The organism is Lactococcus cremoris subsp. cremoris NBRC 100676, assembly GCF_001591705.1.
Classification (GTDB): Bacteria; Bacillota; Bacilli; order Lactobacillales; family Streptococcaceae; genus Lactococcus; species Lactococcus cremoris.
On the sequence record NZ_BCVK01000050.1, the window covers coordinates 1 to 19,920 of the forward strand.

General features: G+C 35.7%; 22 protein-coding genes and 2 pseudogenes. 3 read left to right on the plus strand and 21 right to left on the minus strand.

All coding sequences use genetic code 11. The annotated features are described in order from the left end of the window. Positions 1-111 precede the first annotated feature (111 nt). Positions 112-738 carry a copper homeostasis protein CutC gene (locus LLA01S_RS09140; RefSeq protein ID WP_011677066.1) on the plus strand — a complete coding sequence of 209 codons (627 nt, stop codon included), beginning with the start codon at positions 112-114 and terminating at the stop codon, positions 736-738. A gap of 32 nt (positions 739-770) precedes the next feature. Here the strand turns inward: LLA01S_RS09140 and LLA01S_RS09145 are convergent, their stop codons facing one another. The 4 genes and pseudogenes from LLA01S_RS09145 to LLA01S_RS13600 form a co-directional block, all read right to left on the minus strand. Beyond that, positions 771-1,790 carry an ABC transporter permease gene (locus LLA01S_RS09145; RefSeq protein WP_061778201.1) on the minus strand — a complete coding sequence of 340 codons (1,020 nt, stop codon included), beginning with the start codon at positions 1,788-1,790 and terminating at the stop codon, positions 771-773. Beyond that, on the minus strand, positions 1,783-2,553 hold the full coding sequence (locus LLA01S_RS09150; protein ID WP_011677068.1) for an ABC transporter ATP-binding protein: 771 nt from the start codon (positions 2,551-2,553) through the stop codon (positions 1,783-1,785). Before LLA01S_RS09150 ends, LLA01S_RS09145 begins: the two co-directional genes overlap by 8 nt. Positions 2,554-2,571: 18 nt before the next feature. After that, on the minus strand, positions 2,572-3,420 hold the full coding sequence (locus LLA01S_RS13595; protein ID WP_350028461.1) for a glycerophosphodiester phosphodiesterase: 849 nt from the start codon (positions 3,418-3,420) through the stop codon (positions 2,572-2,574). Positions 3,421-3,429: 9 nt separating this feature from the next. Then, positions 3,430-4,345 (minus strand): annotated as a pseudogene (locus tag LLA01S_RS13600) (glycerophosphoryl diester phosphodiesterase membrane domain-containing protein); the annotation flags it as partial. A gap of 298 nt (positions 4,346-4,643) precedes the next feature. Here LLA01S_RS13600 and LLA01S_RS09160 point away from each other — a divergent pair. Then, positions 4,644-5,042 (plus strand): HIT family protein, encoded by a 399-nt coding sequence (locus LLA01S_RS09160; RefSeq protein ID WP_011677070.1) that lies wholly within the window; start codon positions 4,644-4,646, stop codon positions 5,040-5,042. A gap of 14 nt (positions 5,043-5,056) precedes the next feature. Then, the gene (locus tag LLA01S_RS09165; protein WP_011677071.1) at positions 5,057-5,278 is read left to right on the plus strand and encodes a hypothetical protein; all 222 of its coding nucleotides are present in this window, start codon (positions 5,057-5,059) and stop codon (positions 5,276-5,278) included. Positions 5,279-5,289: 11 nt separating this feature from the next. On the opposite strand, the gene LLA01S_RS09170 is transcribed toward LLA01S_RS09165, so the two are convergent. The 17 genes and pseudogenes from LLA01S_RS09170 to typA all read right to left on the minus strand — a co-directional run bounded on the left by LLA01S_RS09170 (position 5,290) and on the right by typA (position 19,473). After that, a complete protein-coding gene (locus tag LLA01S_RS09170; RefSeq protein WP_014573252.1) occupies positions 5,290-5,634 on the minus strand; it encodes a hypothetical protein in 345 nt (114 codons plus the stop codon). Between the two features lie 77 nt (positions 5,635-5,711). Next, entirely contained in the window at positions 5,712-6,401 is a 690-nt protein-coding gene (gene rplA / locus LLA01S_RS09175) for a 50S ribosomal protein L1 (protein ID WP_011677073.1), read from the minus strand. Positions 6,402-6,787: 386 nt separating this feature from the next. After that, a complete protein-coding gene (rplK, locus tag LLA01S_RS09180; protein WP_011677074.1) occupies positions 6,788-7,213 on the minus strand; it encodes a 50S ribosomal protein L11 in 426 nt (141 codons plus the stop codon). A gap of 135 nt (positions 7,214-7,348) precedes the next feature. Next, complete coding sequence (locus LLA01S_RS09185; RefSeq protein ID WP_061778202.1) at positions 7,349-8,113, minus strand: ABC transporter permease; 765 nt, start codon at positions 8,111-8,113, stop codon at positions 7,349-7,351. Beyond that, positions 8,113-8,991: an ABC transporter ATP-binding protein gene (locus LLA01S_RS09190; RefSeq protein WP_021165034.1), complete on the minus strand. Its 879-nt coding sequence runs from the start codon at positions 8,989-8,991 to the stop codon at positions 8,113-8,115. The genes LLA01S_RS09185 and LLA01S_RS09190 overlap by 1 nt, the downstream gene beginning before the upstream one ends. Before the next feature lie 66 nt (positions 8,992-9,057). Further along, positions 9,058-9,267, minus strand: a complete 210-nt coding sequence (locus LLA01S_RS09195; RefSeq protein WP_061778203.1) for a YozE family protein — start codon at positions 9,265-9,267, stop codon at positions 9,058-9,060. Positions 9,268-9,300: 33 nt separating this feature from the next. Further along, a complete protein-coding gene (msrA, locus tag LLA01S_RS09200) occupies positions 9,301-9,822 on the minus strand; it encodes a peptide-methionine (S)-S-oxide reductase MsrA (protein WP_011677078.1) in 522 nt (173 codons plus the stop codon). Between the two features lie 174 nt (positions 9,823-9,996). Continuing rightward, entirely contained in the window at positions 9,997-10,854 is an 858-nt protein-coding gene (locus tag LLA01S_RS09205; protein WP_061778204.1) for a CvfB family protein, read from the minus strand. 44 nt (positions 10,855-10,898) lie between these two features. After that, positions 10,899-11,358: pseudogene (locus LLA01S_RS09210) on the minus strand (GNAT family N-acetyltransferase). An 84-nt stretch (positions 11,359-11,442) separates the two neighbouring features. Continuing rightward, positions 11,443-12,000 carry a ribosome recycling factor gene (frr, locus tag LLA01S_RS09215; protein ID WP_011677081.1) on the minus strand — a complete coding sequence of 186 codons (558 nt, stop codon included), beginning with the start codon at positions 11,998-12,000 and terminating at the stop codon, positions 11,443-11,445. A gap of 155 nt (positions 12,001-12,155) precedes the next feature. Next, positions 12,156-12,872, minus strand: coding sequence for a UMP kinase (gene pyrH, locus LLA01S_RS09220; RefSeq protein WP_004254608.1), 717 nt, complete (start codon positions 12,870-12,872; stop codon positions 12,156-12,158). An 84-nt stretch (positions 12,873-12,956) separates the two neighbouring features. Beyond that, positions 12,957-13,409, minus strand: a complete 453-nt coding sequence (locus LLA01S_RS09225; protein ID WP_061778205.1) for a hypothetical protein — start codon at positions 13,407-13,409, stop codon at positions 12,957-12,959. Between the two features lie 129 nt (positions 13,410-13,538). Next, positions 13,539-14,726, minus strand: a complete 1,188-nt coding sequence (locus LLA01S_RS09230; RefSeq protein WP_061778206.1) for an acetate kinase — start codon at positions 14,724-14,726, stop codon at positions 13,539-13,541. 158 nt (positions 14,727-14,884) lie between these two features. Next, positions 14,885-16,072 (minus strand): acetate kinase, encoded by a 1,188-nt coding sequence (locus LLA01S_RS09235; protein WP_011677084.1) that lies wholly within the window; start codon positions 16,070-16,072, stop codon positions 14,885-14,887. A gap of 191 nt (positions 16,073-16,263) precedes the next feature. Then, positions 16,264-17,202 (minus strand): class I SAM-dependent methyltransferase, encoded by a 939-nt coding sequence (locus tag LLA01S_RS09240; RefSeq protein ID WP_021165031.1) that lies wholly within the window; start codon positions 17,200-17,202, stop codon positions 16,264-16,266. Between the two features lie 87 nt (positions 17,203-17,289). Further along, a complete protein-coding gene (locus tag LLA01S_RS09245) occupies positions 17,290-17,541 on the minus strand; it encodes a DUF3165 family protein (RefSeq protein ID WP_011677086.1) in 252 nt (83 codons plus the stop codon). A 99-nt stretch (positions 17,542-17,640) separates the two neighbouring features. Continuing rightward, positions 17,641-19,473, minus strand: a complete 1,833-nt coding sequence (gene typA / locus LLA01S_RS09250; RefSeq protein ID WP_031286284.1) for a translational GTPase TypA — start codon at positions 19,471-19,473, stop codon at positions 17,641-17,643. Positions 19,474-19,920: the final 447 nt, after the last annotated feature.

The following is a 19,920-nucleotide window of genomic DNA, read 5'->3' on the forward strand; positions in this document are numbered from 1 at the left end:
CTATACCACAATCACTTTCATTCTTTTTATTCAAATTAATTATTGTAATTTTTTTAAGTTAAATAGAAGAATCATGTTATAATAATTCTAGTACATTTGAAAGGAAAAATTATGATTATCCGAGAACTTTGCCTTGAAAACTTCACAAAAGTCCCACAAGCGCTCCAAGCTGGTATTGAACGAATTGAGCTTTGTGACAATCTTGCTGTTGGAGGAACAACACCTTCTTACGGCGTCATTCAAGAAGCTGCCGAATATGTTGCCGAGAGCAAAACAACTCTGGCAGTCATGATTCGTCCACGAGGCGGCAATTTTGTTTATAATTCTCATGAACTTAAAATTATTGAGACTGATACACTCAAAGCTGTCGAAGCTGGTGCTCAAAACATTGTATTTGGTGCCCTCACGACTGACAATAAAATAGATAGTGATGCACTCGAAACAGTGAGCATTGCTGCCCAAGGACTTCCTATTACATTTCACATGGCCTTTGACGAAATTACTGATCAAAAAGAAGCCATTGACCAACTTGTTGAATTTGGAATAGATAAAATTTTGATGCATGGTGGGCCACTTGACCAACCATTAGATACTGACAAAATCAAATCACTCATTGATTACGCTCAAGGAAAAATTAATATTATCATTGGTGGAGGTGTCAATGCTGAAAACTTTGAAGAACTTGCTCAATTGACTGGAACAAACTACGTTCACGGTACAAAAATTATTAATTTATAAAAAAATAATGACAGAATTTCTGTCATTATTTTTTATTTATTTTTTAATCGGAATCTGACATAGAACTTCGTCAGCAAAAAGTTCACCAATAAAATCACAAGTGTCAAGAAAAACGGTCGAACAAAAATTAATGATAGCACTAATTCAACAATCGTCACAAACATCATTACTCTAAAAATAATCATGCGTAAGCCGGCAGTTTTTACCGCTTTTTTCAATGGATAGATTCTCGTCAAAAGTTGATAATCAAAAGTCGTTTGTAAAGATAAAAGCTGAAAAATAAGCAAGTAATTAAAGACTACCACCATAACAATGGCAACAATACCATTCTTGACAAAAATCATTGATAAAATTGACAAAATAAGGAGGCGAATCGTTAAGCCCAGATAATCTCCTGACCGTAAAAAACTTCGTGTAAATAGATATTCGTAAGTTCTTTTTGTTTTTGTCAGTAAAAAATCAAGGTATTTTCGACGATGACTGTGCGATTTGAGCCCTTTAACATTTGTAAATAATGAAAATAGTCGCAAAGTTCCCGTTTTTCGCGCTTCCTCTAAATCAATCAATCCCGACCAATCTAAAAGTCCACTGTTTTGAAAGCGCCAAATTTGATAAGCCAGTAAGCCAGCTTTAATCCCAACAAGAACCAAAAACCAGAGAATCAAGAAAATAGGATTAAATTTTAATAAAGGTGCCGCAATCAGAACCAAAAGCCCTGATACAATTGCTGGAAGAATTAATGAACGAATCAAACATTTAATTAAATAAGCTCGAACTTCCAATTCTTTTGTCAGTAAAAAAACCTTATCGGGGGCTTCGATAAACGTTGCTAAGCGTCCTAAAACTTGGCTAAGCAAACTGACAAAAACCACCAAAATAATCTTACCCCACAAATTCAAATGATGAACTTGTAAAAAATTAACATATTGCACCACTAAAGCGCCCAATAAAATCATTAAGAACAAAACAAAATGATCATTAAAAACATAGCGAAGATACTTTATATTTTGTTGGTACCAAAGTTTACGACGTTTTTTAAAAATTTCATTCATGCGTCTTTCCTGCCTCTACAACTTCTTTAGAGTTTGGAATATTCCCCTTTGTTAAAGCAAGATAAATCTCATCTAAGCTTGCTTTTGGTTGATTAAATTGACTCCGTAACTCCTCTACTGTTCCAAAAGCAACAACCTGCCCTTCATGCAGAACAATGAATTTATCACAGAATTTTTCGGCAGTTGCTAGGATGTGGGTACTCATCAAAATCGAACTCCCCGTTTTTTTCATCTCCATCATCAAATCAATTAAATCCTGAATGGCAAGAGGGTCAAGTCCCATAAAGGGCTCATCCACAATATAAAGGGAAGGTTCAACCAAAAATGCGCAGATAATCATGACTTTTTGCTTCATTCCTTTTGAAAAATTCACTGGGAACCAATCCAACTTATCGCTCAAACGAAAGGTTTCAAGCAACTTCTCTGCTCGTTTGAAGGCAAGGTCAACAGAAATCCCATAAGCCAAGGCTGTCACCTCAATATGTTCACGCAAAGTCAACTCTTCATACAAACTTGGTGTTTCTGGAATGAAACCAATTTTTCTGCGGTAACCTTCTAAATCTTGCTGTAAAGTCAAGCCATCCAATTCAATCTGTCCAGAATATGGAGTTAATAGTCCAATAATTTCTTGAATCGTTGTTGATTTTCCTGCGCCATTTAAACCAATAAGTCCAACGAGCTCTCCTTCTTTAATTTCAAAATTAAGTTCTTTTAAGACAGGGTATCCCAAATATCCACCCGTTAAATTTGTTACTTTTAACATATATTCCTCTTTTAAATTCTATTCTATTTCCATTAGTGAAGTCATTCTTAAAATACGTTGTGCATAACTTGGACTTTCATCATCTTCGGCAATTACGCCTTTTAAGTCATCAAGATTATCAGTGATAATCCCGTTCACTCCATTAAACATTTGTTCTCTCATATCCGTTTCATCGTTAACTGTCCAAGCGAAAACCATTTGATGTTTAGCCTGTGCTTTGTCCACAAAACTACTGGTAAGTGTCGTCGCTTCCATTGTATAAGCAGACATTTTAGTTTGCGGAAAAAGAAGATTGAAAGGAAGGATAAAACTGACTTTAATCTTCGGATTAATTTTTTGTTCAATCAAGAGCGCATTATAATCTAAAGAATGAATCATTGCTTTATCCTTTAAAAGTCTTGCACCATATCTTTTACTAAAGTTTTCAACCATCTTCGGAGAGTCTAATGGAGATACTTTAATCTCAACCAATAATTTTTGATTTATTTTTTCAGCGGCCGATAAATAATCATCAAAACTTGGAATTAAAGCTTTTTTACCATTTTCAGAAACGACTGTATTTGTCAATTCTGCCAAGGTAAGTTTTTGCGGCGGGCTATCAATTCCAGCTAAATCTTTTAATGTTGGGTCATGAAAGACGACAAATTGATGATCTTTCGTTTCTTGAATATCAATTTCAACATAATCTGGTTTTGCTTTTGCTGTTGCTTCTAATGCTGGGATAGTATTTTGCACACCATTTTCCTCATCAACTCCTCGATGAGAAATTGTCAGCGGAACAGTATCCATAAATCCTTCTACATAAGTCCAACTCACTAAAGCAAAAAGTAAAATCGTCAAACTAGAAAAAATCACCTTATACTTCATGCGGCCTTTAGGTGCTATTTTAGGAACTTCAAAGCTTTCCATTTGAGCTTCATTAATCAAATAACTAAAAAGCATCATCAAACTCAAAGTAGAAATAATCAAGCTTCCCAACCAAATCAAATCCAATATAGAAACTGCCCCAATCAAAGCAAAGGAAGTTTTATCAAGATAATCTTGCGCAAAGTAGCCCCCCATAAAAAGAAGCCCCTGCATTATTATACTAAATAAACCGATAAGTCCAAAATAAACAGAAAGTCTAAAGAATTTTCTAACTCCCTTGGTCCGTTTTAAACTCTCTTTTATCGCCAATTTCAAGGGTTGACCTTTTAGAATCATAAGCGGAAGAGTTAAAATCAAACGCGTGCTAATCCAGAAAGTAATAGCATAAAATAACACTAAAATCAGCATATTTTGCCAACTTTTTAGGAAAAATTCAAGTGTAAAAACCGGAATCTTGATTTTTGACAAAAGCGGTGTACTAAAAACATATCTCCCAAAAGGAATAATTAGTAGAAAATAAAATAAGAAAAAGCCTAACTGTTGAATTTTAACCTTTTTCGCAGATGAGACAACTTCCTTAAACAAATTTTTCAAAGTCAAACTTCTTGACTGAATCAATCGAATTCCTTTAAATTGAACAATAAATTGAACATAGACTAGAAAAATTAATAAAAATAAAATGATTAGAAGTCCCAGAACGCCCAAGAAATGATTTTGAATCAAATTCCCCAGATTATTATAAGAAGGGAATTCCTGACAGACGCATAATAAGGCCCGAGATTGATTCTAACAGAGGAATAATCACAAAAGTAATTGCTAAAGTTGTTCCTATAAAAACCGAGATATATTCAAACCAAAATTTTGAAAACTCTCGTAAATATTTAAAAATCAAACCAAATGGTCGATTAGCTTTTTTTCTCACCATTACTTTTAACTCCCATCCTTTATATCCTTCCCCACCTCTATCTAGGTGGATTAAATTTTATTACATTATATCAAATTTATAAAATAAAAAGTGCTTAAATTTCAATTTATAATAAATACAAGTTTTATTCATTATAGCATAATTTAAATTTCCTCTTTTCAATAATCGCTCTTACTTTTGAAACCCCCGTTATTATTACTGGGTTTTTTCTACTTTTTATACTATAATCTATAGTAGATTATAAAGTTTTAGACTTCTTTATCAGAAGTTACCGAATAATGCTGGAGGAATTATCGAAATGGAAGATTGTATTTTTTGCAAAATTATTGCTGGTGAAATTCCAAGCACCAAAGTTTATGAAGATGATGATGTTGTTGCTTTCCTTGATATTACTCAAACCACTAAGGGCCACACATTAGTTGTTCCCAAAAAACACTACCGCAACATTCTAGCGATGACAGCTGAGGAATCTGCTGAACTTTTTAGTAAAGTCCCTCAAATCGCCAGTAAACTTGTGGATAAACTTCATGCTAAAGGTATGAATATCTTACAAAATAATGAAGAAATCGCTGGGCAAACTGTTTTTCATACTCATATTCATTTGATTCCTCGTTATGATGAAAATGATGGTTTCATTGCAAAATTCACAGCCCATGATTATGATTTAGCCGAAATAGCCAAACAAATTAATGGCTGATAAAGGACGTGTCTATGTTTGAATTATTTAAAGACTTAAAGAAGTTAATGACTGACTTATCTGAGGAAGTCAACACAATGAAAATAAATCTTGAGAGAGTGCAAGAAGAAAGCATCAAAGCAGAACGTGTCGGTCAAGATATACAAAAGAAAGTTAATGAATTTCAAGTATCCATTCAACCAAGAGTGGAAAAAATTAATGAACTTGTAGAGCAAATAAATAAAAGGGTTGAATAATATCAGCCCTTTTATTTATTTGATTTTTCTTGATGTTTATAAAATTGTCGCCCCCAAAAAATCCCCAATAATTGAGCCAACACGAAACCAACGATGATTACTGAAACCTTTTCGACATCGTGATGTTGAATATAAGTAAAGACATGTTGTGAAAAATATAAGACAAGAATAAAGAAAATATTAATGATATTCATGCCAATAATTCGTCGATACCTTCCCTTTGTACTTTCCCAAAAACTAATAAAAAGGAGAATAATGGTAATAACTTCTAACCCAATTAGAGTAAGATTTAGGACTTGAAAAAGGTAGGCAATTGCAAAGATAATTGTTGTGTAAGCCCATAGAAATAATAACATACCTAATTCTAGCATGTTTTTTTAGATTCTACAATAAATAAAAAAAAGAGAAAATTAATTTTCTCTTTTTATTTTTATTAGAATGAAGCTGAATCAACTTTAACACCAGGACCCATTGTTGTTGTAACAGAAAGGTTTGTGATGTAAGCACCTTTAGATGCAGCAGGTTTAGCAGCAGCGATTACAGTGTTCAAAGCTTTAAAGTTTTCAACAAGTTTTTCTGTGTCGAATGAAACTTTACCGATTGGAACATGAACGTTACCAGCTTTGTCAGCACGGTAGTTAACTTTACCAGCTTTTGATTCACCAACTGCTTTAGTTACATCCATAGTAACTGTACCAGTTTTAGGGTTAGGCATCAAGTTACGTGGTCCAAGGACACGTCCAAGACGTCCAACAACTGCCATCATGTCAGGTGTTGCAATAACAACGTCGAAGTCTAACCAACCACCGTTGATTTTAGCAACGAGTTCGTCAGAACCTACGAAATCTGCACCAGCTGCTGTAGCTTCTTCAGCTTTCGCACCTTTAGCGAAAACAAGAACACGAGCAGTTTTACCAGTACCGTTTGGCAATACCATTGCTCCACGGATTTGTTGGTCAGATTTTTTAACGTCGATGTTAAGGTTGTAAGCAACTTCTACAGTTGCGTCAAATTTTGCAAATGAAGTTTCTTTTGCAAGTGCTACAGCTTCTTCTACGCTGTATGCTTTAGTTGCGTCGATTTTTTCAATCGCTGCGCGCAATGCTTTACTTTTTTTAGCCATTTCTATTTTCTCCTTGTGGTAATATCGGTTGTCTGTCTTCCTTGTTGTCTTTGAATATTCGCTCTGATTCACTTAAAGGAAAAACTTTTCCTCAAAACAGAACCTTTACACTAAACGTCGGACGAAGAAGAAAGCTCTGCTTTCCTCATTTGCAACCTTGAAACAGTGTTTCAAGCCACGTTCCGCACCGCTCAGTTGAGCCAATAGATTCTTTTTTATAACAACAAGCGTAACAGCCTTCCACTAAATGTGTGGATTGCATGTGTGACTTTTTCTGAATTTACAAAATGTAAATCTCGAAAATTTAGTCGAAGTACGAAGCGACAGGTTCCGAAGCCTACCTAAGTAGGTGAGGGTTCTGTCAACGAAGTAATTCGTCTAAATTTTTAGTCAGTAACAGTGAATCCCATAGATTTTGCAGTACCTTCAATCATTGACATTGCAGTTTCAACTGATGCTGCATTAAGGTCAGGCATCTTAAGTTCTGCAATTTCTTTGATTTGTGCTTTTGTAACTGAAGCAACTTTTGTTTTATTAGGTTCACCAGAACCTTTTTGAACGCCTGCTGCTTTTTTCAAAAGAACTGCTGCTGGAGGAGTTTTTGTGATGAATGTGAATGATTTGTCATCATAAACTGAGATAACAACTGGGATGATCATACCAGCTTGGTCAGCTGTACGAGCGTTGAATTCTTTTGTGAATCCCATGATGTTAACACCTGCTTGACCCAAAGCTGGACCAACTGGTGGAGCTGGTGTTGCTTTACCGGCAGGGATTTGTAATTTAACGAGTTTTTCTACTTGTTTAGCCACGATAAATTCTCCTTATATTTTGTTTTCGTGATGTGGTATGATGCTGTATTTTACAGCTTCCACGCCTTATATGTGAAAATTCACATACCCGAGTATTATATCAAAAAAAGAGCACTCTGTCAAGTACTCTTTAGTTTATAAATCTTGTTTTCTGATAAGAGAGAGTCCGAGTAATCCAAAAGCAACGATTTCAACTACTGAGAAGATAATCCCAATCAAACTATTATTTGACATCATATTTTGACTATCAATCGATACTACGTTTATCGAACTAGTAAAGATGGTGAGGACAATGCCTACTCCCATTGCAATACCTAAATAAACGAAAACTCCCCAAAATTTGCCTCGGGTCATAATGACAACGAAAAACAAAATAACAATAGAGGCCAGAGCACCTGCAAACGAATTAAGCAAGACCATCCAAACACTCCTAAGAGAAAGAGAGCGGGAAACCATACTCAAAAATTCACTTAGTTGTCGGGCATAAACGCCTAAAATTAAGAAAAATGGAATAATCAAAATTGTAAATAGGGCCAGTAAAGTCGAAAGAATTGTCGAAATTAATTTAATAAAATAATAGGTCATTCGATTTACTCCAGAAGCAATCATTAAACCTAAAGCTTTATTACTATAATCAACTGACAATAGATGGAATTGATAAATGATTTGAAAGGCCCAAATTCCAAGTCCTAAAGCTAAAGTGAAGAAAATTGTTAAAGCTGCCAAGACAGCTGTTCCGGCACTATTATGGCTGTATCCAGAAACTGTTTGTCCGATAAGATTGATGATTAAAATTGAATCAATTAAAGCTAGAATCGCCATAACTCCGATGACAATCAACCAGCTTTTATCACGAAAATTTCGGTAAAACTCCATTTTAAATATATTTTTTGCGTTCATCAGTTGACACCTTTCTTGATAAATTCAGCAAATTTCGATTCTTTTTTAATACTATCAAAGTTTACACCTTCTTCAACAGCATGACGGAAAGCAATTTGGAAGTCTTCAGGGCTACTGTCAAACTTAATTGTATTTTCTTTAATCTCTACTTGAACACCTGTCTTTGTCAAGAAGTCGGCTAAGACTTGGACATCGGTCACAGAAACCGTATAAGTCAAGACTTCTTGTTGATTTTTCAAATCAAAAGTAGCTGTGAAATCGCCATTAGCCAGAAGATAAACTTTATCACAAATTGTTTCAATGTCTTCTTGGACATGGCTTGAAATGAGAATCAATCGTCCTCTTCCTTTGAGTTCAAGCAAGTAATCTCTAAACCACTCAACAGATTTTGCATCAATTCCACGGAAAGGCTCATCGAAAATCAAAATTTCTGCATCATTCATAACTGAGATGAGTAGAATTAACTTTTTCTTCATTCCAAGTGAATAAGTAGCGACTTTTTTGGATAACATTTCAGGGGTTAAATCTAGTTTCTTAGCTAGGCTGAGTGCTTTGTCCTCATCAAATTCTCCGCGCAAACCACCAAAATAGCGCAGATTAAATAGACCCGTGTAACTTTTGTAAAGTTCCATATCATCAAGCATGATACCAACTTTTGCAAGCAATCGCGGGTTTTCTTTGATTTCTTGACCATCAAGTTGGATATGTCCTTCATAGTTTGTGATAATATTTGTCAAAGTTTTGAAAAAGGTGGTTTTCCCCACACCATTATTCCCAACAATTCCATAAATATGGCCCGATTCAAAAGCTCCTTCACTAATAGACAAAATTAGTCTAGCTTGATATGAGAATTTAAGTTTTTTTACTTTAATTTGCATAAATCTCTCCTTTGCGTCTATTATATCATTTTATGATCTTTTTTTAAGAAAAATTTATGATAATCATTAGGCTTCCAAATAACTTAGCCAAACATTTTCAAAAAGGGTGAGATTAAAATAAAAAGGTGCTTCTGTTTCTAAATAGGTCGAAATTTCATCGAAATCTTTCGATTGTTTCGGAAAAAGTGGATCTTGAAAAACAAGATTTGCAAGACGAGTCGCATCGTCTTTCTCTACTGGTGCGCGATGGCGCATTAGGTAATTATAAAATGTCATTTTCTCTTTCTATCTAGTGATTCACAGGATTTTTTATTTGTCTTCCCATTGTTTTTCCAAAAAATCATGGCGGATTTTACTTGATTGGGCATAATCTTCTGGATTTTTTCTGTAAAATCCTTGATGATAGTCTTCTGCTGGCCAAAATTTTTGAGTCTTCTCAATACTTGTCACAATTGGAGAGTCGAAGTTTCCACTGGCTTGCAATTGTGCTTTACTTTCTTTGGCAATCTTTTCTTGTTCATTATTTTCAACGAAAATAACTGGACGATAGTTATCCCCTCGATCTTCAAATTGACCAAAAGCATCTGTCGGGTCTGTCAGTGTCCAGTAAAGTTCAACAAGTGTCTGATAATTAATTTTACTATTATCAAAAATAATTTCTACTGCTTCTGTGTGGCCGGTCAGGTGCATTTTTACTTGTTCGTAAGTTGGATTTTCAACATTTCCACCTGTATAACCACTCGTGACCGATAAAATTCCTTCACGTTCTTCAAATGGTTGTACCATACACCAAAAACATCCACCTGCAAATATTGCTCTTTCTGTTGCCATTATTTCTCCTTTGCTTTAGTTGTCTTGTGAAATATTATAGCATAGCTCAAAAAAAGTAGCTTTTAGAGCTACCTTTTTTTACTGACAGAAATTTTTTAAGTCGTCTTTACTGATAGAATTTGCTGACGAAGTCTTTAAACTTAGCTTCTCTCTTTGAGTAAAGCTGTCAGTAAATTATTCTCCAATTAATTCTGTGCCTTCTGGACTTTGTTTGATTTTTTTTGCTTTCATCAGGCCACCGAGCGCTTTTTTAAATTGTCCTTTTGAAATACCAAATGTGGCTTTGATTTCATCTGGATTTGATTTATCATTAAAAGCCATTTTACCGCTCATTGATTGAAGATAGGCCAAAATCATTTGACTATCAGCATCAAGCATTTCATAAGCACGTGGTTTTGCTGACAGATTTAGACTACGGTCTTCTTTTCTAAATCCGATAACACGAACTTGCAGTTCTTGACCAACGCGTGGGACTGAGAAACGCTCATTAGGATGAATAAATCCTAGCATATTGTTGTCAGGCAAGTACACAAAAGTTCCTGATTCTTTATTTCGGTAAACAATAGCACGTAAATCTTGGTTTTGCATATTGTCATAACCAGGTCCAGCAAGGTTCCAAAAATCTTCATGCCAAGCCAAATGACCCCAAATCCGCTCTTTTCTGTCAACAATTAATTTCACATAAAGTTGGTCGCCAACTTTTGGCCATTGGTCTTTTTCAAGTGGCAAATCATCAAGAGATACAACCACGTCTTTCCCTGGTAAACCTGTGTCAACAAAGGCACCGAGGTCTTTACGAACAGCTGTTACCGTTCCCCAACCATATTGCTCATTTGTTGCTTTTTGTTCCAAAGTCGTCAGACGACGATGTTCATCTTTATCCACATAAACAAAACCAGTAACCACATCGCCAATAGCATGTTCACCTTCTGTTTTGTCTAACCGTAATAAATCTTCTCCTTTTTGGAGAAAATAGAAACGTTCACTTTCTTCCACGATAATCGCAGAGATTGTTTGTCCAATAATACTCATTTGTTCCTCTTTATTAAATGTAATTTAGAGACTTCTAGTCTCTCTTAATTAATATTTCCTTCGTAAATCCGTGACTTGTCACCCCAAGGATGATAACCGTCAGCTAGATAATGAAAATCAAACTGTTCATAAAAATCAATAAAATCTGTTGCTAAGTAAAGTTTTTTAAAACTAAAAGTTTTGCATTCTTCTTTGACAACTTCAATCAACAGACGAGCAAGCCCTTGCTGACGAAATTCTTCTTCGACATAAAGCGCACAGAGCCAAGGATATAAATCCATTCGACTAATAAAATCATTGCTAATTAGCCCGCAGCCCGCAATAATTTTTCCTTCATCAACAATCAGGTACCACAGAGGAATAGAATTTTGACTATCCAAACTGTGCTTCAAACAGTCTTCATAAACAGAATTACTCTCAGCACTCCCCCCACTTTTCCTGAAAAAAACTGATGGCTTTTTTGAGATAGGACTGTTGCTCTCTGAGTTTTATCACTTTTCTCAATCTTATTATCCTTACAAAACTTTGATGTAAAAACGGCTCAATGGAGCCGTCAATGCTTTTTCAAATTACTTTTTTGTCGGTTTTTTAGATATCCAACAATTCTTTTTCTTTTACTGATGCAAGTCTGTCAGCTTCTTTTACAGCATCATCAGTCACTTTTTGAATCTCATTTTCAAGATCTTTAAGATCATCTTCTGTGATTTCTTTTGCTTTTTCTGATTTTTTAGCAGTATCCATTGCATCACGGCGGATATTACGGATCGCTACTTTTGCTGATTCAATGTATTTACCCATTTCTTTGACAAGTTCGCGACGGCGTTCTTCTGTCAACATTGGGATAACTAAACGAATGACAGAACCGTCATTTGCTGGCGTAATTCCAAGGTCTGATTCATACAATGATTTTTCAATGTCTTTCAAAATTGATTTATCAAAAGGAGTGACCATCAAGACACGAGCCTCTGGAATTGTGATTGACGCTAACTGATTAAGTGGTGTTGGTGCACCGTAGTAAACAACTTGAACACGGTCAAGAAGACTTGCATTGGCACGACCAGCTCGGAGGTGTCCCAAATCACGTTGTAAACTTGCTAATGAGTGTTTCATCCGTTCTTGAGCTGTTGTAACAATTTCGTTTGCCATTTTATTTCCTTTTTCTACTTTATTAATTCTTTTATTTTTACTGACAGAAATTCTACCAAAGGCTAGCCATTGCCCTTTGACGTTTACGAATATGCTAATGTTTCCATCAGTAATTTTTTAATGAATAAATTTACTGACAGCTTTGTAAGTAAATCTTATTCAACAGTTGTTCCGATTTCTTCACCGCGAACGACGCGTGTAATATTTCCAGCTTCATTCATGTTGAAAACAACAAGTGGAATATGATTATCCATTGACATTGTTGAAGCTGTACTGTCCATAACTTGCAAGCCTTTGGTAATAACATCCATATGTGTCAAATGTTCAAATTTAATAGCGTCTGCAACTAATTTAGGGTCTGCGTTATAAACACCATCAACACCATTTTTAGCCATCAAAATGACGTCAGCATTAATTTCCGCAGCACGTAAAGCAGAGGTTGTATCAGTTGAGAAGTAAGGTGAGCCAGTTCCACCAGCAAAAATAACAACACGCCCTTTTTCTAAATGACGTTCAGCACGACGACGAATATAAGGTTCAGCAACAGCTTTCATCTCAATGGCCGTCATCACTCGTGTGTCAACACCAATGTTTTCAAGTGCGCTTTGAATGAACAATCCATTTTGGATTGTTGCAAGCATTCCCATGTAATCTGCCTGAGCACGTTCCATCCCGGCTTTTTCACCAGTAACTCCACGCCAAACATTACCACCACCGCAAACAATCGCAAGTTCTGCACCCAAATCATGGACTTCTTTAAGTTCTTCAGCAACAGCTTTTGCTGTTTCAGGGTCGAATCCGAATCCCTTTTCGCCTGAGAGAGCTTCTCCCGAAAGTTTTAATAGTACGCGTTTATATTTAATTTCAGCCATATTGCACCTATTCTATTATATTTTCTCTATTTTACCATAAAATGCTCACGAAAAAAAGACTAATAAAAGCCTTTATAAAAACTGTTAAGATGTCAATAAACCAAGATGCCCCAATAATTGAATAAGCAAGTAAATCACAAAAAGAATTCCGGCAAGCCAAAAAATCAAATTAAGACTTTTTACCCCTTGCCAAAAAGGATGCTTAATTTCTTCCAATTCTTTCAATTTTTCAGGGTCCATACTATCTATATGTTTTAAAATATGTTCCCAAAGAAGCTCAGCAGGAATCACTGAATCATTGAGTAATAAATCCCCATTAGGTTCAATCTTAATTTCATTTCCTATCCATGAAACCATTCCACCAAGAAATAAATTTGCTCCGTAAGTCTTTTTTAATTTGCTCACGTCAAAAGGGTTCATAAGAAAATCAATTTGCTCATGAACTGGATAATATCGAACTTGTCCGTTATCAAATTCTAAGCGTAAACGAACTCTCGGCAACATTTCAGCCTTTATAACTTTTGGTAAATTCTCCATAATTTCCACCTCTACTCACAATAATTATAGCGCTTTCTTTTATAGATGACAAGCTTTTGGACAAATTTTACTGACAGCTTTTTCTTAAGTAAAAAATTACTGACAGCCTTGTCAGTAATTTTTATTTCATTATTTAGCCGCTTCGACATCACGAGCAATAACCAATTCTTCGTTTGTTGGCACAACAAGTACTTTCACTTTAGACTCTGGCTTAGAAATGATGCCAAAAGCTCCACGAACATTTTTACTTTCATCAATTTCCATTCCAAACCACGAAAGTCCATTAACTACATCCGTCCGAACAGCCGTATCATTTTCTCCGACACCTGCAGTGAAAATAAGTGCATCAGCTCCATTTAATACGCCAAAATATTGAGCAATAAATTTTTTGAGACGGTCAACGTACATTTCATAGGCAAGAATCGCTTTAGGATTTCCTTTGGCTACTGCTTCTGAAAGGTCACGCATATCACTAGAAAGTTCAGATGCCCCAAGCACTCCAGACTCTTTGTTGAGAATATCAATCACATCTTGAGCATTTCTAAGACTCGGATCGCTCTCCAACATATAAGGAATGACTGAAGCATCCATTTCCCCCGCACGTGTTCCCATCATTACACCGGCAAGCGGTGTGAATCCCATTGAAGTATCAACAGATTTACCACCTTCAATCGCTGTAATTGAAGCTCCATTTCCAATGTGGGCCGTAATCATCTTCAATTCTTCCAGTGGTTTTCCTAAGACCTTTGCTGCTTCTTGCGCCACATACATATGTGAAGTCCCATGTGCCCCATATTTTCTGATTGAATAATCTTCATAATATTTTGTTGGAATAGGATAACGATAAGCTTTTTCAGGTAAAGTGCTATGAAAAGCCGTATCGAAAACAGCGACCGCAAGTGCATCGGGTAAGAGACGTTGGAAGGCTTCAATCCCTAAAACGTTGGCCGGATTATGTAAAGGAGCCAAAGTTGAAAGGTTTTTTATCTCAGCTAAAACCTCAGGTGTAATAATTGTAGAGTCATTAAAAAATTCCCCACCTGCAACAACACGATGTCCAATTCCTGTGATTTCACGGAACTCATGAATTAATTGAAAATGGATTAACTCATCCATCAGCAATAAAACAGCTTGACGATGGTCCACAATTTCTTGTTTTCTAACGTGTTCTTCGTTGTTGAATTTAGTTGTTGAAATTGAGCCAGATAGACCAATACGTTCAAAAATCCCCTTAGCAATCACGGTTTCTTCTGGCATTTCATAGAGTTGCCATTTTAATGATGAGGAGCCTGCATTGACAGCGAGCGTTTTTTCCATACTTACTCTCCTTAATGTATGCGTTTTATTCTTAAAATTATATCATACTTTAGAGTTGATTTCATTTCTCCTCTATCAATGATTCCTACAACTTTGTATCTTGCTGTCATTTTTAAAATAAAAAAAGATCTTGTTTGATGACAAAATCTTTTGATTTATTATTTTTTAAGTGCCTCAACGTCGCGAGCAATCACAAGTTCTTCATCCGTTGGTATTACAAAAACTTTTAGGCGTGAGCTTGGTTTTGAAATTTCTCCCTCAACACCAAAAACATTTTTTTCAGGATCTACTTCAATACCAAACCAAGTCAATCCAGAAAGAATTGCTTCTCGAACAGGAACAGAATTTTCACCAATTCCAGCAGTAAAGACAAGTGCATCAGCTCCATTTAAGACTGCCAAATATTGACCAATGAATTTTTGAATGCGGTCAACATACATCTCAAATGCAAGTTTTGCATCAGCATCTGTATCTTTAGCAGCAATGATATCGCGCATATCTGATGAAATACCGGATACCCCATAAAGACCAGATTCTTTATTCATCATATCAACTACAGCTTGAGCATCTTTGAGTTCAGAATCATTTTCAATCAAATAAGGAAAAACAGAAGGATCCATTTCACCTGTGCGAGTTCCCATCATCACTCCAGCAAGAGGTGTGAAGCCCATTGATGTATCAACAGATTCTCCGCCTTTTACTGCGGTAATTGATGCGCCATTCCCAATATGCGCCGTGATAATTTTTGTTTCTTCAATTGGTTTACCAAGTAATTTTGCGGCTTCTTGCGAAACATACATATGTGAAGTTCCATGAGCCCCATACTTACGTACGGCATAATCTGTATAATATTTTTTAGGCAATGGATAACGGAAAGCTTTTTCAGGCATTGTTGTATGGAAAGCTGTATCAAAAACAACTACTGAAGTAGCATCAGGCAACAAATTCAAAAAAGCTTCAATGCCGGCAGCATTTGCTGGATTGTGCAAAGGCGCAAGAGCTGACAAATCTTTAACTTGTTGCAAAACTTCTGGTGTAACTACTGTTGATTTTTGGAAAATTTCACCCCCAGCAACCACGCGGTGTCCCACACCAGTAATTTCAGTAAATTCCTCTACTATTTTCAAACGTTTTAAATCTTCAAGTAAAACTTCTACTGCTTCTGTATGATTTGGAATATCAAAAACTCGTTCTTCTTTTTCTTCTCCAAATTTAACGGTGACGATTGAATCTTTCAAGCCAATCCGTTCAATTAATCCTTTGGCAAGAACTTTTTCTTCTGGCATTTCATACATTTGCCATTTCATAGATGATGAACCAGCGTTTACTGCTAATGTTTTGGTCATGTTTAATAAACCTTCCTTGAATTTGAAATACGGTTAAATTATAACACAATTACAATTTCTTTTGTGTTTTTCAGCCATGATTCACTTGGTTATTTTTTTATTTCAATTACAAATAAAAAGCGTTTGCATTTTTAATGATTTTATACAATAAAAAATTACTGACAGACTAGCCAATAATTTTTTATTTTTACTTATAACTTTACAGTTTTTGTAAATTCTTCCATAAAGATTTCTAAACTTTCTCTGTCTGTCAATGATGACAAAGGATGAGCAAAGGTCGCATGAGCAGCAGGCCCTTTTTTCAAGACATAAATTGCTTTAGCATCAGCATTAAAAAGTGAGCTTGGTAAAGTAATTACCGCCATAATACTTCCATGCTGACTAATCCATTCTTTTAAAAGTGGGCCTTGTACACTTGTCAGTAAATCCTCCGGTGCTAAGAAAACTGCAAAAGCACCATCTTTCAAGTAATTAAATGATTGTTCAATCAACAAATGATGTGCAAAGGTGTGTCCATCAGTAGCAGCGACTTCAAAATTTTTCGAAACTTCATCATCTGGATAAAAACCGATTGGCAAATCACTAACAACAACATCAGCTGGCTCCATCAACCGTTTTTGAACCGCATCAATTTGCATAAATTCGGCATAGCTTCCCATGATTTCAGCCATTGAAGCTGACAAATCTAAAAGTAAATCATCGACTTCAAAACCAACATAATCTACTTTTTTATTAAGATTAACAAGCAATGTTTCCGCAAGATTACCCATACCAGAACCAAACTCAATTAATCGAAGTTCAGAATTTTTATTGAGATGTTCAATGATAAAGTTGAAAATTAGACCAATTGCATCAGGAGTCATGGCATGATTTGCCTGAAGAGGCGCAACTTGCGAACCTTTTAATAAAACAAATTGAAAAAGTTTTTGCCATTCTTTATTTGATAAATTTAACTGACGGAGTTTGTCATTATTTACTGACAGCTCAACAATTCCTTGGTCAGTACCATCTAAAAAAGCAGCATTTTGTTCCACAAAAGCATCATAAAAATCTGTATCTAATTTCTCAGATAATTTTGTAATATTTTCAACTACCAGCTCAAAACCTTGAGCCACTTTTTCCATGTTCATGATTTTTCTCCATTTCCATAAAATCAAAATAAAACTGCCAAACTTTGACAGTTTTATTCGCTGATTGATTTTTATTTCATCAACAACTTATTTTTTCTTTCGACGAGTGTCCAGTTTTTCAAGTTCCATCCAAGCTCTAACCGTCACAACAATCATGACTACGATTCCCAAAACTTCTAAAAGAAATGCTTGATGGCTAGCTGCTTGAGCTACTGCAAAAGCAACTATCAAGACACCCACGCCAGCAAAGAAGAAAATGTCCATACTCCGCCGAACGTCTTTGGGCATCATAAAGATATACGCAAAGGCTCCTAAAATCAACAGGATAATATAAAACATCTTTCTCCTTGCCAAACTAGACAAGTCCTCAAGCAAAAATGCTCAAATTACTTATCTTTTTATAATCGAAAAATTAATTTCAGTACTTTTTATAAATCTTTATTTTTTCTTCTTAGTTGATTTTTCACGCATTGCTTTGTCCAAGATTTGTTTACGCAAGCGGATTGATTCAGGAGTTACTTCCAAGTAATCATCATCACCGAGGAATTCCAAAGATTCTTCAAGTGAAAGGATTTTTGGAGTGTTCAAAACAGATGTAGAGTCTTTATTTGAAGAACGGACGTTTGTTTGTTGTTTCATTTTAGTGATGTTTACAGTCAAATCATTATCACGGCTGTGTTCACCAACAATCATCCCACCATAAACTTCAGTACCAGCGTCAACAAAAAGTTGTCCACGTTCTTGAACATAACCCATAGCATATGGAGTTACTTGACCAGAGTCCATAGAAATCAAAGAACCACGGTGACGTCCACCGATTTCTCCCTTAACAGCTGGAAGATATTGGTCGAATGTATGGTTCATGATTCCGTATCCACGAGTCATTGACATGAATTCTGTTGTGAATCCAATCAAACCACGTGCAGGAACAAGGAAAATCAAACGTGCTTGACCGTTACCAGTAACTTGCATATCAAGCATGTCTCCTTTACGTTCAGAGAGCGCTTGGATGATTGAACCTTGGTATTCTTCAGGAGTATCGATTTGAACACGTTCAAATGGTTCGCAAGCTACACCATCAACTTCTTTGATGATAACTTCAGGACGTGAAACTTGAAGTTCATATCCTTCACGACGCATTGTTTCAATAAGGATTGACAAATGCAATTCACCACGACCAGAAACAACCCATTTATCAGGAGATTCAGTATTTTCAACACGAAGTGAAACGTCAGTTTGCAATTCAGAAACCAAACGTTCTTCAACTTTACGTGATGTTACCCATTTTCCTTCGCGACCAGCGAAAGGAGAGTTATTAGCAAGGAAAGTCATTTGCAAAGTAGGTTCGTCAATGTGCAAGATTGGCAATGGTTCTACGTGATCTGAAGGTGTAACAGTTTCACCAACGAAGATATCTTCCATACCAGATAAAGCAATCAAATCACCAGCTTTTGCTTCTTGGATTTCTTGACGATCAAGACCGAAGAAACCAAAAAGTTTAGTTACGCGGAAGTTTTTAGTTGTTCCATCAAGTTTAGACAAAGTAACGCTGTCTCCAACTTTGATTGTTCCACGGAAAACACGACCGATACCGATACGTCCAACATAGTCATTGTAGTCCAAAAGTGAAACTTGGAATTGCAAAGGTTCATCAGAGTTATCAACTGGACCAGGGATATGGTCGATGATTGTATCAAAAATATTTGCCATTGTGTGTTCTTGATCAGCTGGATTATCAGACATTGATGAAGAACCGTTGATTGCTGAAGCGTAAACAACTGGGAAATCCAATTGTTCGTCATCAGCACCAAGTTCGATGAAAAGTTCAAGAACTTCATCAACAACTTCAGCTGGACGAGCAGATGGTTTGTCAATCTTATTAACAACAACGATAGGCGTCAAGTTTTGTTCCAAAGCTTTTTTCAAAACAAAACGTGTTTGAGGCATTGTTCCTTCATAAGCATCGACAACGAGGACAACCCCATCAACCATTTTCATAATACGTTCAACTTCTCCACCGAAGTCCGCGTGACCTGGTGTGTCCAAGATGTTGATACGAGTTCCGTTATATTCAACTGCTGTATTTTTGGCAAGGATAGTAATCCCACGTTCTTGCTCAAGTGCATTTGAGTCCATCGCACGTTCAGCCAATTCTTTACGAGCATCCAACGTTTGAGATTGTTTTAAGAGTTCGTCAACCAATGTAGTTTTACCGTGGTCAACGTGGGCAATAATAGCGACGTTTCTAATATCTTCGCGTAATTTAGTCAATTTTATCATACCTTACTTTCGTATATATCTAACCCATTATAGCACACTTTTTTAAAAGCTGTAAATGCACACGTTTACAAGCCTAGCAAAGACTTTTTTAGCTAAAAAATGAAAACTCCAAAGAAAATTTTCTAAGGAGTTCTTTATTTTTTTATAATTAATAAAATCGCTAAGAATTACCCTTCTTTTTGGAAATTCCTCATTTTTAAAGCATAGAGAAATAATAAAAGAAAAGCAAATAAACCCAGTAAGACAGCAATAATATATCCAGATCCATAAAAAGTTAGAAAGATAGAAAGTTGAGCCCCAAAAGTATCCCCAGATAAACTATGATTAAAAATAATCATAGATGGAAAAGCTATAATTAAAAAACTGATGTAAAAAATTAGACTAGCAAAAGAAAAATAGACACTAAACTTTGTTTTTTTATAATAAATGACCCGAATT

Coding starts and splice junctions, on each gene's coding strand:
- LLA01S_RS09240 (WP_021165031.1), bottom strand. CDS start 17,202: ATGAACATGGAAAAAGTGGCTCAAGGTTTTGAGCTGGTAGTTGAAAAT.
- LLA01S_RS13595 (WP_350028461.1), bottom strand. CDS start 3,420: ATGAAGTATAAGGTGATTTTTTCTAGTTTGACGATTTTACTTTTTGCT.
- frr (WP_011677081.1), bottom strand. CDS start 12,000: ATGGCAAACGAAATTGTTACAACAGCTCAAGAACGGATGAAACACTCA.
- LLA01S_RS09230 (WP_061778206.1), bottom strand. CDS start 14,726: ATGGAAAAAACGCTCGCTGTCAATGCAGGCTCCTCATCATTAAAATGG.
- pyrH (WP_004254608.1), bottom strand. CDS start 12,872: ATGGCTGAAATTAAATATAAACGCGTACTATTAAAACTTTCGGGAGAA.
- LLA01S_RS09160 (WP_011677070.1), top strand. CDS start 4,644: ATGGAAGATTGTATTTTTTGCAAAATTATTGCTGGTGAAATTCCAAGC.
- LLA01S_RS09190 (WP_021165034.1), bottom strand. CDS start 8,991: ATGCAAATTAAAGTAAAAAAACTTAAATTCTCATATCAAGCTAGACTA.
- LLA01S_RS09170 (WP_014573252.1), bottom strand. CDS start 5,634: ATGTTATTATTTCTATGGGCTTACACAACAATTATCTTTGCAATTGCC.
- rplA (WP_011677073.1), bottom strand. CDS start 6,401: ATGGCTAAAAAAAGTAAAGCATTGCGCGCAGCGATTGAAAAAATCGAC.
- LLA01S_RS09140 (WP_011677066.1), top strand. CDS start 112: ATGATTATCCGAGAACTTTGCCTTGAAAACTTCACAAAAGTCCCACAA.
- LLA01S_RS09235 (WP_011677084.1), bottom strand. CDS start 16,072: ATGACCAAAACATTAGCAGTAAACGCTGGTTCATCATCTATGAAATGG.
- msrA (WP_011677078.1), bottom strand. CDS start 9,822: ATGGCAACAGAAAGAGCAATATTTGCAGGTGGATGTTTTTGGTGTATG.
- LLA01S_RS09195 (WP_061778203.1), bottom strand. CDS start 9,267: ATGACATTTTATAATTACCTAATGCGCCATCGCGCACCAGTAGAGAAA.
- LLA01S_RS09145 (WP_061778201.1), bottom strand. CDS start 1,790: ATGAATGAAATTTTTAAAAAACGTCGTAAACTTTGGTACCAACAAAAT.
- LLA01S_RS09205 (WP_061778204.1), bottom strand. CDS start 10,854: ATGAGTATTATTGGACAAACAATCTCTGCGATTATCGTGGAAGAAAGT.
- LLA01S_RS09185 (WP_061778202.1), bottom strand. CDS start 8,113: ATGAACGCAAAAAATATATTTAAAATGGAGTTTTACCGAAATTTTCGT.
- LLA01S_RS09165 (WP_011677071.1), top strand. CDS start 5,057: ATGTTTGAATTATTTAAAGACTTAAAGAAGTTAATGACTGACTTATCT.
- LLA01S_RS09245 (WP_011677086.1), bottom strand. CDS start 17,541: ATGTTTTATATTATCCTGTTGATTTTAGGAGCCTTTGCGTATATCTTT.
- LLA01S_RS09225 (WP_061778205.1), bottom strand. CDS start 13,409: ATGGAGAATTTACCAAAAGTTATAAAGGCTGAAATGTTGCCGAGAGTT.
- LLA01S_RS09150 (WP_011677068.1), bottom strand. CDS start 2,553: ATGTTAAAAGTAACAAATTTAACGGGTGGATATTTGGGATACCCTGTC.